Source organism: Allobosea sp. Root483D1 (assembly GCF_001429505.1).
Classification (GTDB): domain Bacteria; phylum Pseudomonadota; class Alphaproteobacteria; order Rhizobiales; family Beijerinckiaceae; genus Allobosea.
This window is the reverse complement of sequence record NZ_LMJW01000018.1, coordinates 568,901-583,880: the sequence shown is the minus strand read 5'-3', so window position 1 is coordinate 583,880 and position 14,980 is coordinate 568,901. Positions and strand designations below refer to the sequence as shown.

The following is a 14,980-nucleotide window of genomic DNA, read 5'->3' as shown; positions in this document are numbered from 1 at the left end:
CTTCGGTCCGCAGGAGCGGATCAGCCCGCAGAACGCGGGACGAAGCAAAAAGAGCGGCGGAGCTTCGGCTCCGCCGCTTTTCGTTTGCGCCCGGCGGCGTGATTAACCGTTTATTAGCCTTAACAAAGGATTGTCGGCTCAGAGCAAGCTGGTTGAGCGCCAAATCGCGCTGTCTGAGGGACCTGAAATGGCCAACACGATCCTGTCGAACGGCGTTCGCAACAACCTTCTGACCCTCCAGCAGACCACTGCCCAGCAGGGTGTGATCCAGAACCGCCTGGCGACTGGCCGGAAGGTCAACTCGGCGATCGACAATCCGGTGAACTACTTCACCTCGGTTTCGCTGAACGATCGTTCGAGCCAGCTCACCGGCCTGCTCGACGGCATCTCGAACGGCATTCAGACCATTCAGGCCGCTTCCAAGGGCATCGACGGCATAACCAAGCTGGTCCAGTCGCTACAATCGACGGTAAAGCAGGCCCAGGCAGATGCGGCCCAGAACCGCCCAACCAAGGCCGGTGGAGCCCTGGCGAACGCCGCCGAAACCGCGGTGACAAGCAAGAGCCTGAAGGATGTGGCGCTCGACAAGCTCATCGGCGCCGCCGGCGCGGCCGCTCCTGCTGCGGCGACCGCCTCCTCGCCCGGCCATCTCGGCATCAACACGACCACGAACACCAATGCCGCCTTCTCGATCACCGTCGGCGCGGACACCTATGAGGCGAGCTTCCCGCTGACGGCGACCACCACGGTTCGCGACATGGTCAACGAGATCAACAAATCGGGCCTCGTAACGGCGTTTGTCGACGAGAAGGGCCAGCTCAACGTCAAGGGCAAGGGCTCGCAGACTGTCGAATTCGGCTTCGGCGTCGGCAACGCCGGCCCGGCCGCCATCTCTGCGGCACAGGTCGCCGGCACCAACAGCAACGCCGCGATCAACTTCGCCGCCGCCGACGCTGATCTGGCCACCTCGACCATCACCTCCCCGAACATCACCTCGGCGGTGCGCTCGAACCTGATCGACCAGTTCAACGACCTGCGTGACAAGATCGACGATCTCGCCAAGGATTCGAGCTATAACGGCATCAACCTGCTTTCAGGTGATCGCCTCTCGATCGTCTTCAACGAGAAGACCGGCCGAAACCAGACCAAGCTCGACATCCAAGGCTCAAACATCACGGCCGACAATATTGGTATTCCGCGCGCGATCAACACGCAGCTCGCCGGCTTCATCAACTTCCAGAACGACGCCGATCTGGAGAAGGCGACCGCAGCCCTGACCGGCTCGCTGGCCTCGCTGAAGTCGCTGGCCTCGACGCTCGGCTCCAACCTCTCGGTCGCGCAGACCCGGCAGGACTTCACCAAGGAACTCTCCAACGTCCTGATCACCGGCGCCGGCAACCTCGTCCTGGCCGATCCGAACGAGGAAGGCGCCAGCCTGCTCGCGCTCAACACCCGCCAGCAGCTGTCGCAGACCGCCCTCTCGCTCGCGAACCAGGCCGACCAGGGCGTGCTGCGCCTGTTCGGCTGATATCCCTCCCCTCCAGCCAGAAGGCGGGACAGACATGGCCCTCAAGGTCGAGCTCAAGCCGAACGAGCGCATCATCATCGGCTCGGTCGTCATCCGCAACGACGAGCAGCGCACGCGCTTCTTCATCGAAGGCGAAGCGCCGATCCTGCGCGAGAAGGACATTCTCACCAGCGCGTCAGCAGACACGCCGGCCAAGAAAATCTATCTCACGATCCAGCTCATGTATCTCGCCGGCGACCCGACGACGCAGCACGAGGTCTATTTCCAGCTGGTGCGCGATTTCCTGCAGGCAGCGCCCAGCGCTTTGCCGCATATGTCTGAAATCAATAACTGCATCTTAAGCGGCGAGCTCTACAAAGCACTCAAGGCGGCCAAGACGCTGATCTCCTACGAGGCGGAACTGCTCGAGCATGCAAAGCGGGTTTAATGCCTACGCCGCGGCCTCGAAGGCGGCACAGAACGTCCAGTCGCCGCGCGAACTCGAAGCCGGCCTGCTACTCAAAGCGGGCGCCCGTCTCCAGATGATCGCCGATGACTGGGCCGCCCGCTCCGGCGAACTCGACGGAGCCTTGGCCTATAACCGCAAGCTCTGGACGCTGCTGGTCTCGGCAGTGATCGCCGAGGACAATCCGCTTCCGGTCGAGATCAAGCGAAACATCCTCGGTCTCGCCAATTTCATCTTCAACCGGACCTTCCAGATCGCCGCAGCGCCGGAACCGGCCGCGATCGGCATCCTCGTCAACATCAATCGCGACATCGCCGCCGGTCTGCGCGGCCGCTGAGCCCGCCACGATATCTCGTGCAAACGAAAACGGCCCGGATCGCTCCGGGCCGTTTTCTCATTGATGCCTGCGACCCGCGGCGGCCTCAGAGATAGTTCGTCAGGCGCAGTTGCTGCAGCATCGAGGTGGTCTGGTAGCTCGCCTGCAAGGTGGTCTGCAGTGCCAGGATCTGCATCGCCACCTCCTCCTTGGTGATGTCCTCGACACCCGCGAGGGTCGTGCTCAGATAGTCCTTGGTCGCGGTGTGCCGCTCCTTGGCCTGGGCCATCGCGGTCTGGGCCGAGCCGAGCTCGACGATGATCTCCGACGGGTTCTGCGTCCCGGTCGGAAAGCCGATATTGTTGCGCACCCGCTCGGTCATCGCCTCATAGCGCAGCTTCGAGTTTGCATCACTCGCCGGGAAGGTCTCGGCCGCCATGATCGCGAACTGCGTCAGGCCGGTACGGAAGGCTTCCTCATTGGCGCGGGCGCCGGCCGCGACCTGCTGGCCCTGATCGACCTGAACGCTCGCCGTCGCCCTGGCCGAGCCGGCGGCATCGTCACCCTTGTACCAGATCACCGTGTTCGCGGCGGTTCCGGGCGCTGGCGCGGCCGTCGCGGTGTTGAAGGGCGGTCCAGGCACCCTGAGCGGAGGGTTGCTCGGGCTGCCGGCGAAGAAGTCCTTGGCGGCGACCTGGGACGAAGCGGCCGATAGCGACGTGCTCGCCTCGCGCGACAGCGCTGCGCTGATCGAGGCGCGCAGATTGGTCGCGGTGGCGGTGGCATCGGCCCCGATGACGAAACCATCGGCAGCGGCGCCAGTGGTGCCTTCCGCCCGCGCCGTCAGAGTGATCTCCTTGGTCGTGCCGTCCGGAAGGGATAGCGCGATCTTCAGCGTGTCGCCCGCCTGCGGCTGCGCAGCGACGTTGACCGCGATGTCGGCCGGCGGCCCGGCCGTATAGGCCGTGGTCAGCGCCGCCGTGCTGCTCGAAGCGTTGATCAGCTTGAAGCCATAGGGCAAACCCGCCGCCTCTTCGGCGACGGTCGCGTTGGTGCCGGCTCCGCCGGCGACGAGCCGGCCAAGGCCTCCGGCGCCGAGATCGGCCTGCTTGCGCTCGGAGATCATCTGCTTCAACCCGGCACGGGTGGCATCGCCATCCATGATCAGGGAGAAGCCTTCGACCGGATCGACATCGCTGGTCCTGCCCGAGAACAAATAGCGGCCGTTCACCTGCGAGCCCAGGAGATCGAGCGTCTGCTTGAACTTCTCCTCGGCGAGAACCTGCGGCGAGGTGCGCCCGGTCGAGGTCTCGACATAGCTGTCCGGCCGCGCATCGGCGCGCGTCTCTCCGGCGAGCTTGGCAAAATTCTCGACCGCCTTCGTCATCAGCTTGAGATTGACGTCGGCGCGCTGGATACCGGTCAGATAGCCGTCTAGCGTCGAGAGCTTGTTGTTGAGGTCGAGGCTGACGCCGCGATCCATGCCGAGGCCGGCAAAGGTCTCCGACTTCTTCTGCGTCGCCAACTGGCGCTGCAGATCGTCGAACTGGTTGCGCATCGAGACGAACTGGTTCGGATTGGCGAGGCGATAGGCGCCAGTACCGGTCGGGGTGATGGTCATCGACTATCTCCTCACAGTCTCATCAACACGTCGAGCAACTCCTTGACGGTGGAGATGACGCGTGCGTTGGCGGCGTAGGCGCTCTGGAGTTCGATCAGCGACGACATTTCTTGGTCGACATTGACCTTGGTGTCCTCGAGGAAGCGGCTCTGCACCGCAGAGAAGGCGACCTGCTGGCCCTCGTCGAGGCGCTTGGCCTGCTCGCTCGCCTGGCCCTGGCCGGCGACGACGCGCTGGACGAGACTCGAGACCGTGCCGCTCGAGGTCGCGGTCGAGCCGTCGAAGCCGGTCGCGTTGGTGAAGCTGCGCTGGCTCGACGTCAGCCGATCCAGGAGGAACTTCGGACGGGTCGTGTCGCCTTGCGGCGTCGCCGGGCTGGTGTTGAAGACGACCAGGCGGGAGCGGTCGGCGATCAGGTCGGGATTGACGGTGATGCGCGAGGCGAAGCCGGCCGACTGCGCGCCGCCCTCATAGGAGCCGGTATAGACGCCGTTGTTACGGCCATCGACGAAGAAGGGCAGCTCGCCGGTGCCGCCGGTCAGCGAGGTCTGGGTCGGGCGCGCGGTCAGGCCCACGACGTCGCGGGTCGCGCCGGCGCCGTCATCGACGATACGCAGCACCGAGCCGGTGTTCGAGACGGTGAAGCCGGGACCGATAGCCGCCTGCATCTGCGCTGCGACCGAGGCCGGGCCGCCGGAGAAGTCGATGCCGATGACGCGGTTGTTGGCATCGCCCTGGGCCGAGGCGGGCAATGGCAGCGATGCCGCCGACTCGACGCGGACGAAGGTGAAACGCTGCGTCTGTCCGCCGGGCGTCACCTTGTAGTCCAGCGTCACCGAATTGCCGGACTGCAGCCCGGCAAGGTCGACGTCGAAGCCGGTCGCGGCGCCGGCGGTCACCGCCGTGCCGGCGATCTCGCGATCGGAGAGCGCGCTCGACAGCTGAGCCGCGATCTCGTCGAGCTGCTTTTGCGCCTGCACCAGCGTCTTGTCGCGCAGCTCGACCAGCGCACCGATCTCGCCGGAGCGGAAGGTGTTGTTGGCGATCGCGTCGAAGCCGTTGCCGTTCAGGTCCCGGGCGATGATCGTGCCGACGCCGCGCTGGGTGGGATCGGTGCTCCATTGCGATTGCGGCCCGATATTGGCGCGCGCATCGAACTCGAACTTGACCGTCGGGCGGCCGTCGAAGAGCTGCGTGCCCGAGGCGGTGGTGATGCTGAGCGAGCCGTTCGGGCGCTCATCGGTACGGATCTCGACATATTGCGAGAGCTCGGAGACGATCCGGTCGCGCTGGTCGCGAAGGTCCGCCGTGCCGGAGGTCTGCTGGGCGTTGACGATGCGTGCGTTGACGTTGGTCAGCTGGTCGAGCAGCTCGTTGACGCGGGTCACTCCCGCGCCGATGCCGGCCTCGGCCTGGCTGCGCTGCTGCTGGACACCGTCCGACAGGCCGCGCAGCCGGTTGGCGAGCTGGCTCGCCGCATCGAGCACCGCGGCGCGGTTGGTATAGGAGGACGGGTCGTTCTGCAGCGCCTGCAACGAGCTGGTGAAGCTGCTGTACATCGAGTCCAGCGCCGTCTTGCTGCCCGGCGCGCCGTAGAGCTGGTCGAGATTGGCGAAGACCTGGGCGCGGGTCGAAGTATAGGCCGCGCCCGAGCTCTCCTGCAGCAGCTGGTGCTGGACGATGCGGTCGAGCAGCCGCTGCACGTTCGGATTGTTGACCCCGACGGTGCCGCCGGAGATCGAGTCTACGCTCGAGACATTGCGCCGGACATAGCCGGGCGTGCCGGCATTGGCGACGTTCTGCGAAATGACGCCGATGCCGGTCTGGGCGCTGTTGAGCCCGGAAATGGCGGTGCCGAGCGAAGTGCTGAGACCCATCGTCAACTCCTGTCGTCTTTGGCTCGTACTCTTTGGCCCAGCCCTACTGGGCCTTCAGGGCCAGGCTGCGTTCAGCCGATCAGCGGATGATGTTGAAGACGTCGCGCAGCATCTCCTGCGCCGTGGAGATCACCTTGGTGTTGGCCGAATAGGCCTGCTGGGTGACGATCATCTTCGAGAACTCGTCGGCGATGTCGGTGTTCGACTGCTCGACATTGCCGCCGATCAGCGCCGCGGTACCGAGGCCGACGATCGGAGCGCCCGACTCGATCGTCTCCTCGAAGGCGCCGCCATCGAGCCGCTTCAGCGCATTGCCGGCGTTGAAGCGGGCGACTGCGATCTGCGCCAGCGCCACGACCTGGCCGTTGCTGAAGGTGCCGATCACCTGGCCCTCGTTCGAGATCGAGACCCGGTCGAGCGTGCCGGCCGTGTAGCCGTTCTGGCGGATGCTGCGGGCGTCGATCTGGCCGCTGGTGTCACCGTTCTGGGTCAGGCTGGTGCCGTTGGTGACAATGCTGATCGGGGCAGTGGCGGGAGAAATCGCGTTTCCGCCGATCGTCATGGGCGGGATCGTGATGTTGCCATTGGCCGGCAACGTCATCTTGCCGGTCGAATCGAAGGTGACATTGGTGTTGACATTGCGGTAGGCGACGGCCGCGCCGGTCGCGCCGGTATTCTCGGCGATGAACAGGTTCCAGGTGTCGGGTGTCCCCGGCGCCGGAGTGGTCGTGGCATTGGAGATCTTGGCCCAGCGCAGTTCGACGCTGGTTGCCTTGCCGAGGGTGTCGTAGACCGTGACCGAACCGCCGGGGATCGAGCGGTTGAGGAAGAGAGTGAGGTCGCTGCCGACGACGGTGCCGGTACCGCCCGGCGTGACGCCAGGGTTCGTGCCGAAGCCCGTGCCCGCATTCAGCAACTCGGAGCCGGGTGTCGTCGAAACGGCGCTGTTGGTCTTCGGATAGGCCGGGATATTGGCGCTGTATTCGATCTGGGTCGTCGCCTTGGCCGGGAACTGGTCCTTGGTGATGCGCAGCACATCGGGCTGGCTGCCGATAATCTGGCCGGTGACGGGGTCGATCTTCTGACCCTTGAGATAGTAGCCGGCGCCGTTGACGAGGTAGCCGTCGGCGTCGAAGTCGAAATCGCCGCGGCGGGTATAGAGATTGCTGTTGGCGAATTGGGTCGAAGCACCGACGCCGCTCTGGCGCTGGTCGACCACGAAGAAGCCGTCTCCGTTGATCGCCGCATTGGTGTCGATGCGCGTCGCGTTGAGGTCGCCCTGGATCGTGTTGGTGGCGCGGCTATAGGAAGCGACCGAGCCGGCGATCTGCCGGTTCAGCGCTGAATCCGGCACCAGGTCCGAGAAGCTGGTATCGACCCGCTTGAAGCCGGCGGTACGCGAGTTCGCGATGTTGCCGGAGATATTTTCGAGGGCGTAGGACTGGGCCTGCATGCCCGTCACCGCCGTCGTCAGCGCACTGAAAACACCCATCGCAACCTCACCTGGTCACCAGACCTGGACAGCGCCCCCCATGGGCGGCATGTCGAACCGAGGGTGAGTTTGCACGGCCTGTGCCATGGCCGCATCTGAGCTATTTCAACAGCTTGGATGGTTTTCGAAAGGTTTCGCGACGATTCCGACCGGGCAGATTCGTCCACTGCCGGCAATTTCTGCCGGGCTCAGGCGTCCTTGCCGCCCCAGCCGGAAAGGTCGCCGGCGACATCCGACAGGCCCGGCGGCTTCTCTTCGACGAAGGGCAGCGGCCGGCAGACCGCGATGGCGGCAAGCCCGATCCGGGCGGTGAGCAGCCCGTTGAGCACACCCTCGCCGAGCTTCGCCGAAAGCCGCGCCGCCAGTCCTTGGCCGAGCACCTGCTGGATGACGGCGTCGCCCGCCGCGATGCCGCCGGTAACGACGAGATGGCCGAGCACCTGCCGCGCCAGCCGAAACAGGCCAAGAGCGCCCGGACGGCCGGCATAGATCGTGGCGATCGCCCGCAGCAGCCGGGCACAGGCGACGAGCACGAAAACCACGTCGACCAACGCACGCGGGCTCACCGCCGTCACCAGCGAAACCCGCCTTGCCGCTTGCGCCACCTGCGCCTGCGCGAGCGCATCGAGCGGTGCGAGCAGGCTGCGCTCGGCGACGGTGAGCAGGTCGCGCGCAGCGAGCAGTTGTGGCGTATGGGCTGAGAGTTCCGCCCTGCCCTTTGCGGTCTCGGGCCGGCCCGCATAGAGCTTGTCGAGATCGACCGCGACAGCGCGCGCCTTGGCGAGATCGCCCTCGGCAAGCGCCACGACCGCGCGCTCGCGCAGTGCCTCGACCCGCCGCTCGCGCAGGATATCGCGCAGCACCCGCAGCAAGATGACCAGCAGCGCCAGCGCCGCAACGGCCGCGCAGACCAGCGCCGCGATACCGACAGCCGGATTGAGGGCCAGCAGCCACCTGATCGTCTGCTCCGCCCAGACCGTGACGGACAAGGCCAACAGCCCCGACAGCGCCGCGACGAACAGGCTGCCCCAGCTGAAGCGACGGCGGGTCGGCTGCGGAGCCGCTACGGCTTCAGGCTCGATTGGCTCGACCTCAGGCACAACAGCGACATCGCTGCGGCCGCCGAAGACGGCGTCCTCGGAAGCTCCCTCCTGCGGATCGAGGCGGATGGCGCGCGGTGCCTTGCTCATGCTCGCCCCTCCCTCACGCCAGCCGATCCCCAATCAGGAATTCAAGCGCCCGGTCGAGGCGGATCTGCGGCGGCGGCACAAGACGCCCACCGGCGTCCGGCTTGACCAGAGGTGGCCGGAAGCGCGGCGCCCTTACATGCCAGCGCGGCGCATCCGGATCGAAGATCGCCTCGGGCCGCTCCGGCAGATCGCCAGGGAAGATCGCAGCCTCGGCCTGGCCATCGAAGACCTCGCCATCGACGACCTCGCCCGCTTCGGGCACGCCGGCGATCGCCGGCAGCTCCTCGCGGCCCTCGCGGATGCGGACCTCGCGCGTGGCCCGGATCGCGGCAAAGGCCATCGCCTCGACCTTGGCGCCCGCCCCTTGCGCCCGCGCCGAGGCACGCGCGACCAGATGCGACATCACCCCGGCGAGGCGGTCATGGCTGGTATGGTGGAGATGGTCGGCCTTGGTCGCGGCGAACAGCACCTTCTCGATCCGCGGCGCGAACAGGCTGGACAGCAGGCTGTTGCGCCCGACGGCGAAGGCCGACAGCGCCTGGCCGAGCGCGGTTTCGAGGTCGGCGAGCGCAGCGGGGCCGGCATCGAGCGCCGCCAGCGCGTCGACCAGCACGATCTGCCGGTCGATCCTGGCGAAATGCTCGCGGAAGAACGGCCTGACCACGACCCGCTTGTAGGCCTCGAAACGTTCCGCCATCAGCCCGGCGAGCGTGCCGGCCTGCGGCTGCGCGCCCGGCGGCAGATCGAGCGGCGCGAAGGTCAAGGCTGGCGAGCCTTCGAGATCGCCCGGCATCAGGAAGCGACCGGGCGGCGTCACCGCCACCGCCTCCGGATCGGCACGCAAGGCAGCGAGATAGGCCTTGAAGACATCGCTGGCAGCCTCGGCCGCCAATTCGTCAGCCGGGCCGGCGGGATCGCGTTGCTCGAGATCGTCGAGCCAGGGCGCGGCGATGGCGAGCCGGTGCGCCTTGCGCGCATCCGCGACCGCCTGCGCCGACCAATCAGCATAATCCTGTCCGATCAGGGCAAGATCGAGCAGCCACTCGCCGGGATAGTCGACGATGTCGAGGGTCAGCGTCGCCGGGCCCTTGAACCAGCCCTCGGCGCGCTCGTAATCGATCTCGATCCTGAGTTCCGAGATGCGGCGCGTCGATTCCGGCCAGCGCCGATCCGGACCTGAGAGCGCGGCGCGATGCGCTTCATAGGGAAAGCGCGGAATGTCTGGGTCGGGCTGCGGCACCAGCCTGACCCGCGCGATCCGGCCTTCGGCCGAGGCTTTCAGCACCGGCAGCTTGGCGCCCTCGACCAGGTTCTGGATCAGTGCGGTGGTGAACACCGTCTTGCCCGAGCGCGACAGGCCGGTGACGCCGATGCGCAGGCGCGGCCGCGCCAGTCCGAGCAGGCTGTCGCCGAAGGCAAGCGCGGCGTTGCGCGCCTCGTCGAGATAGGAGCCGGACGCCATCAGGCCGTCCGCATCATTCGTCGGGGCCTTCGCCGAGCGAAGCCGGCGTGACGAAGCGATCGAGGCGACCGCTGCGCGGTGCGAGATCGCGCCAGTCCTCGATGGAGAAATCGATCACGGCGAGCCCGCAGGTCGGATATTTCTGCGCCATCCGCGCTGCGGCATAGCGGTCCCCATGGCCGACGAGCTTGGCGGCGAGCTCCTCGAAGCCGGGATTATGGCCGATCATCAGCAGCGTGCGGACTTCGGGCTCGGTCTCCTGGACGACGTTGAGCAGCCGTTCCGGCCTGGCCTCGTAGATGCGTGGCTCAAAATGCGTCGGCGGCTTTTCCGGCAGCATCGGCTTGACCAGCTCCCAGGTCTCGGCCGTGCGCTTCGCCGGCGAGATCAGGACGAGATCCGGCAGCAGCAGCTCCTCGGCGAGATAGCGACCCATGACCGGGGCGGCCTCATGCCCGCGCGTGGCGAGCGGGCGGTCGCGGTCGGCGGTGTTGGCGGGCCAGGCCGATTTGGCGTGGCGCAGGAGTATCAGGCGGCGCATGGCCGCCATCTAACCATGGCTGACGGGATTTGCGAGTGGCATGGCCGTGGAAGCGCGCACGGCAGCGAGCAGCATCTCCATCAGGCGACCCGAATACAGCGCGATCAAGCGCTCGCGCCCACCCGGCTGCATCTCCAGCGGGGCGAGCTGGCCGTCGATCAGCATGGTCGAGAAGCCGTGGGTGATCGACCAGACGAACAGGATTTCGGCGAGGTCCGTGTCGTCGCCATAGCTCGACGGCAGCCGCGTCAACACATCGACATCGACCTGCCGTCCGAGCGCCAGCTTGGTCTCCCGGACCAGGATGCCGAAGGCCCGCACGCCTGCCGCCCGCAGTTCCGCATCGCCGCTCTTCAGGCCGAGTCGCCCGAAGACGACGCGGAAGCGGCCGGGCCGCGTCAGCGCGACCTCGAGATAGCCCTCGCAAATCGCCGCCAGCCGATCCTTGCCGGTCGCGACCGCCTCGGCGACTGCGGCCTCCATTGCGTCCGACAGCTGATCGAAGCCGAGCGTCGCGATCGCAGTCAGCAGCCCAACGAGATTGCCGAAATGATGCGCCGGAGCCGCCGGCGAGACACCGGCCCGGCGGGCGCATTCGCGCAGGGTGAAGCCGCCGACGCCCTTCTCGGCCAGCACCGCCTCGGCCGCATCGATCATCGCCTGGCGCAGATCGCCATGATGATACCCGCCCCGCTTGATCACGCCGCCCGCCGTCATCGCAACGCCCTGCCTACGCTCGTCAAAATCGAACTTGACGCCGTCAAGATAACGCAATAGGACGGCATCGCAACTGAACAGTGTCAAGATAGGAGTGCATGATGCCTCTCAGCTTGGACGATGCCTTCGCCCGCGCCGGCCAGCTGGCCATGCTCGGCTGGCTCGCACTGATCCTGTTGCCGCGCTGGCGCGGTATTTCCGCCGCCCTCGCCGGCTGGATCATCCCCGCTTTGCTCTCGCTCGGTTACGCGGTGCTGATCGCCGTCCATTGGCATGACGCAAAGGGTGGCTTCTCCTCGCTCGATTCGGTTGCGGCCCTGTTCGCCTCGAAGCCGTTGCTGCTCGCCGGTTGGGTCCATTATCTCGCCTTCGATCTCTTCCTCGGCAACTGGATCCTGCGGCGCTCGCAAGCGGAGGCGATCCCGCACTGGCTGATGCTGCCCGTGCTGCCGATGACCTTCCTGTTCGGACCGGTCGGCTTCGTCGCCTATCTCTTGCTGGAGGCTTGCTTCCGCCTGGCACGCGAGGATCGGATCGCCCGCCTGCAGGCCCGCCTCCCGGCCTGGCTGCCCGATCTCGAGCTCGAGCCACGCCTGACCGGCGCCGCCTTCGCCGTGCTCGCTCTGGCCGTGCCGACCACCCTCGCCTGGCTGATCGACGCCAGGCAGTTTCAGGGCGTCGACACCTGGATCAAACCGCTGAAATTCGAGCTCTCGATCGCCTTCTATTTGCTGACGCTGGCCTTGTTCCTGCCGCTCGCCAGCGATCGTTTCCGCGCCTCCTGGCTTGGGCGCTACATGGTCTGGCCGGTGATCGTGCCGATCGTCCTCGAAGTGCTCTACATCGCCTGGCGCGCCTCGCGCGTCGAAGCCTCGCACTACAACAACGACAGCGCGCTCGGCGTCTGGCTCTACGTACTGATGGGCATCGGCGCGGTGATGTTCACGATCGCGCCCGGCTTCCTTGCCTATGGCCTCGCCCGCCGCGACGCCTCGCCAATGCCCGACGTCGTGCGCTGGTCGCTGGTCGCCGGCCTCGCCCTGACCTGCGTCTTCGGGCTCCTGAGTGGCGCCCTCCTCGGCTCGAGCCCCACCGGCCACTATGTCGGCGCCGTGCCGGTCGATCATCGGACGCTTCCGGTTTTCGGCTGGTCGCTCGCGATCGGAGACCTGCGCATCGCACATTTCCTTGGCCTGCACGCTTTGCAGATCATCCCGGCGATCGGGGTGCTGCTCTGGCTGGCGACAAGGCAGAGCAGAACCGGACTTGTAACCCTCGGCGCGGTCTCCGCTGCCTATGCCGCACTCACCGCGACAGCACTCGTCGCGGCGCTGCAGGCGCGCCCGCTGCTCGGACTCGGTTGATCCTGTTACGCATCGCCCGCATCGGGATCGATGGTGAGGTCCTCGGCGCCCGGCTCATAGCGCAGCAGGTCCCCCGGCTGGCAGTCGAGCACGGCACAAATCCGCGTCAGCGTGTCGAAGCGCATGCCGCGGACCTTGCCGGATTTCAGCTGCGAGACCTGCTGCTCGGTCAGCCCGATGCGCTGGGCCAGTTCCTTGGAGCGCATCTTGCGGCGCGCCAGCATGACATCGAGTTCGACGATGATCGGCATCGCCCAGCTCCTACACGAAACTCTGGTTCTCGTCCGCGAGCCGGACGGCCTCCTTGAGCACCAGCCCGAAGGCGACCAGCGCCGCCCCGGCCGCCAGCACGCCGAACGTCCCCGGATCGAGCGTGATCGCCAGCTGTTTCTGACCTGACGGGTTGTCGAAGGTCAGCGCCACGCTCTGCACCGCACGTGTCAGCGGTGTCGCCACGCCCATCGCCGTGAGCAGCCAGCCGACGCGTGTCAGCCGCTGCGCATTCTCCTCCTCCAGAACCTGGCCGCGGCCGAACCGGCCAAACAGGCTTGAAAGCCGCAACATCGCTGCAATGAAGAGGCTCGCAGGTACGAGGCCAATCGCAAGGGCGGCCCAGTAGCCGCGCTCCGAGAGTGGACCGACCGGGGCGCTGACCCCGATCGTGCTGCGGGCATAGGCGGCGAGTTGCTCGGGATCGCGCCAGAGCCAAACGGCGCCGAATGCCATCAATGCCGCCGCTGCAATGCACAGGATGCGCGCGACCGTACTCACGCGGCGCAACCTCGCCATGGCGGATCGGCCTTGGGCGGAATTCGGTATGGCTGTCATTTCACTTCACTCCGCGATTGACAAAATTAAACTAAGAGATGAATTTCTGAATGTCAAAGCCATTTCATCGAGAGCCGCCATGCGCACTGCCCTACCTGCCAATCTGCTGATTTGCTCTCTGCTCGCCGGCTGCGGCCACGTCCCGCTGACCTCGCTGCCGAAGCTGTCGAAGATCGACATGAAGACCACCGATCTAGCGCAGCTGCGCGCCGGCATCAGCCTGCCGGCCGACATCCGCACCCTGCCCGGCGGCGTCACCATGACGCTCGTCGCCCTCCCGAAGGATGGCGGACGCCATGAGCGCAAGGTCGTTCTGGAGGAAGTGCGCGACCCAGCCGAGCTGGCGAAACTGCCGACGATGGCTTCACCGGGACGCCGCTTCACCGTGTTCAGGTTGAGCGCAGCCGACGCGGCCCGTCTCGGCAGCTTCCGCGAGGAGATGTTCATCGGGCCGCAGAACAGCGGCAATCGCGGCAGCCTGGCGCTCGGCGCCGACAAGGCCTGCCGGCTCGGGGAGCTCTCGGGCAAGCCGATCGCGATGACCGGCTATCTCAGGACGTCGGAGACGCAGGACTATGTCCTGCTGATGCGCGACTTCGACCTCAAGGAAGCCGTCCGCGAAATCGACCCCAAAGTGGATCTCGCCACCGCTATCCCGCCTTGCGACGCGATCCCGGCGGTGAAGCTCAGCGGCTCTCCCGCCGCACCATGAAGGCAAGCTTCTCGAACAGCGAGACATCCTGCTCGTTCTTGAGCAGCGCGCCGTGCAATGGCGGGATCAGCTTGCGCGGATCGCGCTCGCGCAGCACCTCGGGGCCGATATCGTCGGCGACGAGGAGCTTCAGCCAGTCGAGCAGCTCGGAGGTCGAAGGCTTCTTCTTGATGCCGGGCACTTCGCGCACCTCGAAGAACAGGCGTAGCGCCTCCTCCATCAATCGCTTCTTGATGCCGGGAAAATGCACCTCGACGATTCTCTGCATCGTCTCGGCGTCCGGGAAGCGGATGTAGTGGAAGAAGCAGCGGCGCAGGAAGGCGTCCGGCAATTCCTTCTCGTTGTTCGAGGTGATGATCATCACCGGCCGCTGCGCCGCCCTGATCGTCTCGCCGGTCTCGTAGACATGGAATTCCATGCGGTCGAGCTCGAGCAGGAGGTCGTTCGGGAACTCGATATCGGCCTTGTCGATCTCGTCGATCAACAGCACCGGGCGCACCGGCGAGACGAAGGCCTCCCAGAGCTTGCCGCGCTTGATGTAGTTGGCGATGTCGGAGACGCGGGCATCGCCGAGCTGGCTGTCGCGCAGGCGGCTGACCGCATCGTATTCGTAGAGCCCCTGCTGCGCCTTGGTGGTCGACTTGACGTGCCAGGTCAGCAGCGGCGCGCCGAGCGCGGCGGCGATCTCCTCGGCGAGCACGGTCTTGCCGGTGCCGGGCTCGCCCTTGACCAGCAGCGGCCGCTCCAGCCGGATCGCGGCATTGACCGCGACGGTCAGGTCCTCGGTGGCGACGTAGGAGGCGGTGCCGGTAAAGCGCATGCGGGGCCCTTCGTATGGCGAGTTCGCGACCGCACTGCCGACGCGAACGGCACAGTGCTTAGAGGTC

Annotated in this window: 15 protein-coding genes; 5 read left to right on the top strand and 10 right to left on the bottom strand. The window is 66.4% G+C overall.

The genetic code is table 11. From position 1 onward, the window contains the following. The first annotated feature begins 187 nt into the window (after positions 1-187). The 3 genes from ASE66_RS18110 to flaF are packed head-to-tail and all read left to right on the top strand — an operon-like array spanning position 188 to position 2,310. Entirely contained in the window at positions 188-1,528 is a 1,341-nt protein-coding gene (locus tag ASE66_RS18110) for a flagellin (protein WP_057191071.1), read from the top strand. A 34-nt stretch (positions 1,529-1,562) separates the two neighbouring features. Continuing rightward, positions 1,563-1,955: a flagellar biosynthesis repressor FlbT gene (flbT, locus tag ASE66_RS18105; RefSeq protein ID WP_057191070.1), complete on the top strand. Its 393-nt coding sequence runs from the start codon at positions 1,563-1,565 to the stop codon at positions 1,953-1,955. Then, complete coding sequence (gene flaF / locus ASE66_RS18100; RefSeq protein ID WP_057191069.1) at positions 1,939-2,310, top strand: flagellar biosynthesis regulator FlaF; 372 nt, start codon at positions 1,939-1,941, stop codon at positions 2,308-2,310. The genes flbT and flaF overlap by 17 nt, the downstream gene beginning before the upstream one ends. A gap of 85 nt (positions 2,311-2,395) precedes the next feature. Here the strand turns inward: flaF and ASE66_RS18095 are convergent, their stop codons facing one another. From ASE66_RS18095 to ASE66_RS18065, 7 genes are all read right to left on the bottom strand, one after another. After that, a complete protein-coding gene (locus ASE66_RS18095) occupies positions 2,396-3,910 on the bottom strand; it encodes a hypothetical protein (RefSeq protein ID WP_057191068.1) in 1,515 nt (504 codons plus the stop codon). A gap of 11 nt (positions 3,911-3,921) precedes the next feature. After that, complete coding sequence (flgK, locus tag ASE66_RS18090) at positions 3,922-5,787, bottom strand: flagellar hook-associated protein FlgK (protein ID WP_057191067.1); 1,866 nt, start codon at positions 5,785-5,787, stop codon at positions 3,922-3,924. A gap of 79 nt (positions 5,788-5,866) precedes the next feature. Further along, positions 5,867-7,279, bottom strand: coding sequence for a flagellar hook protein FlgE (locus ASE66_RS18085; RefSeq protein WP_057191066.1), 1,413 nt, complete (start codon positions 7,277-7,279; stop codon positions 5,867-5,869). Positions 7,280-7,467: 188 nt separating this feature from the next. Next, complete coding sequence (locus ASE66_RS18080) at positions 7,468-8,469, bottom strand: YcjF family protein (protein ID WP_057191065.1); 1,002 nt, start codon at positions 8,467-8,469, stop codon at positions 7,468-7,470. A 13-nt stretch (positions 8,470-8,482) separates the two neighbouring features. Next, positions 8,483-9,931, bottom strand: coding sequence for a YcjX family protein (locus ASE66_RS18075; protein ID WP_057191064.1), 1,449 nt, complete (start codon positions 9,929-9,931; stop codon positions 8,483-8,485). 13 nt (positions 9,932-9,944) lie between these two features. Then, complete coding sequence (locus ASE66_RS18070; protein ID WP_082613548.1) at positions 9,945-10,472, bottom strand: SixA phosphatase family protein; 528 nt, start codon at positions 10,470-10,472, stop codon at positions 9,945-9,947. Positions 10,473-10,481: 9 nt separating this feature from the next. After that, positions 10,482-11,246: a TetR/AcrR family transcriptional regulator gene (locus ASE66_RS18065; RefSeq protein WP_057191062.1), complete on the bottom strand. Its 765-nt coding sequence runs from the start codon at positions 11,244-11,246 to the stop codon at positions 10,482-10,484. Positions 11,247-11,290: 44 nt separating this feature from the next. Between ASE66_RS18065 and ASE66_RS18060 the strand changes: the two genes are divergently transcribed. Beyond that, positions 11,291-12,553, top strand: coding sequence for an ABA4-like family protein (locus ASE66_RS18060; RefSeq protein ID WP_162262504.1), 1,263 nt, complete (start codon positions 11,291-11,293; stop codon positions 12,551-12,553). A 5-nt stretch (positions 12,554-12,558) separates the two neighbouring features. On the opposite strand, the gene ASE66_RS18055 is transcribed toward ASE66_RS18060, so the two are convergent. Together ASE66_RS18055 and ASE66_RS18050 are read right to left on the bottom strand one after the other, a co-directional pair. Continuing rightward, on the bottom strand, positions 12,559-12,804 hold the full coding sequence (locus ASE66_RS18055; RefSeq protein ID WP_057191060.1) for a helix-turn-helix domain-containing protein: 246 nt from the start codon (positions 12,802-12,804) through the stop codon (positions 12,559-12,561). Positions 12,805-12,814: 10 nt separating this feature from the next. Then, a complete protein-coding gene (locus ASE66_RS18050; protein WP_162262503.1) occupies positions 12,815-13,324 on the bottom strand; it encodes a DUF2975 domain-containing protein in 510 nt (169 codons plus the stop codon). 136 nt (positions 13,325-13,460) lie between these two features. Between ASE66_RS18050 and ASE66_RS18045 the strand changes: the two genes are divergently transcribed. Further along, the gene (locus ASE66_RS18045) at positions 13,461-14,093 is read left to right on the top strand and encodes a hypothetical protein (RefSeq protein ID WP_057191058.1); all 633 of its coding nucleotides are present in this window, start codon (positions 13,461-13,463) and stop codon (positions 14,091-14,093) included. Here the strand turns inward: ASE66_RS18045 and ASE66_RS18040 are convergent. Further along, positions 14,068-14,913: an AAA family ATPase gene (locus ASE66_RS18040; protein ID WP_057191057.1), complete on the bottom strand. Its 846-nt coding sequence runs from the start codon at positions 14,911-14,913 to the stop codon at positions 14,068-14,070. The genes ASE66_RS18045 and ASE66_RS18040 overlap by 26 nt on opposite strands. Between the last annotated feature and the right edge of the window lie 67 nt (positions 14,914-14,980).

Excerpts from the sequence above, each read along its gene's own strand:
- ASE66_RS18110 (WP_057191071.1), top strand. The coding sequence starts at position 188 with ATGGCCAACACGATCCTGTCGAACGGCGTTCGCAACAACCTTCTGACC.
- flbT (WP_057191070.1), top strand. The coding sequence starts at position 1,563 with ATGGCCCTCAAGGTCGAGCTCAAGCCGAACGAGCGCATCATCATCGGC.
- flaF (WP_057191069.1), top strand. The coding sequence starts at position 1,939 with ATGCAAAGCGGGTTTAATGCCTACGCCGCGGCCTCGAAGGCGGCACAG.
- ASE66_RS18095 (WP_057191068.1), bottom strand. The coding sequence starts at position 3,910 with ATGACCATCACCCCGACCGGTACTGGCGCCTATCGCCTCGCCAATCCG.
- flgK (WP_057191067.1), bottom strand. The coding sequence starts at position 5,787 with ATGGGTCTCAGCACTTCGCTCGGCACCGCCATTTCCGGGCTCAACAGC.
- ASE66_RS18085 (WP_057191066.1), bottom strand. The coding sequence starts at position 7,279 with ATGGGTGTTTTCAGTGCGCTGACGACGGCGGTGACGGGCATGCAGGCC.
- ASE66_RS18080 (WP_057191065.1), bottom strand. The coding sequence starts at position 8,469 with ATGAGCAAGGCACCGCGCGCCATCCGCCTCGATCCGCAGGAGGGAGCT.
- ASE66_RS18075 (WP_057191064.1), bottom strand. The coding sequence starts at position 9,931 with ATGGCGTCCGGCTCCTATCTCGACGAGGCGCGCAACGCCGCGCTTGCC.
- ASE66_RS18070 (WP_082613548.1), bottom strand. The coding sequence starts at position 10,472 with ATGCGCCGCCTGATACTCCTGCGCCACGCCAAATCGGCCTGGCCCGCC.
- ASE66_RS18060 (WP_162262504.1), top strand. The coding sequence starts at position 11,291 with ATGCCTCTCAGCTTGGACGATGCCTTCGCCCGCGCCGGCCAGCTGGCC.
- ASE66_RS18055 (WP_057191060.1), bottom strand. The coding sequence starts at position 12,804 with ATGCCGATCATCGTCGAACTCGATGTCATGCTGGCGCGCCGCAAGATG.
- ASE66_RS18045 (WP_057191058.1), top strand. The coding sequence starts at position 13,461 with ATGCGCACTGCCCTACCTGCCAATCTGCTGATTTGCTCTCTGCTCGCC.
- ASE66_RS18040 (WP_057191057.1), bottom strand. The coding sequence starts at position 14,913 with ATGCGCTTTACCGGCACCGCCTCCTACGTCGCCACCGAGGACCTGACC.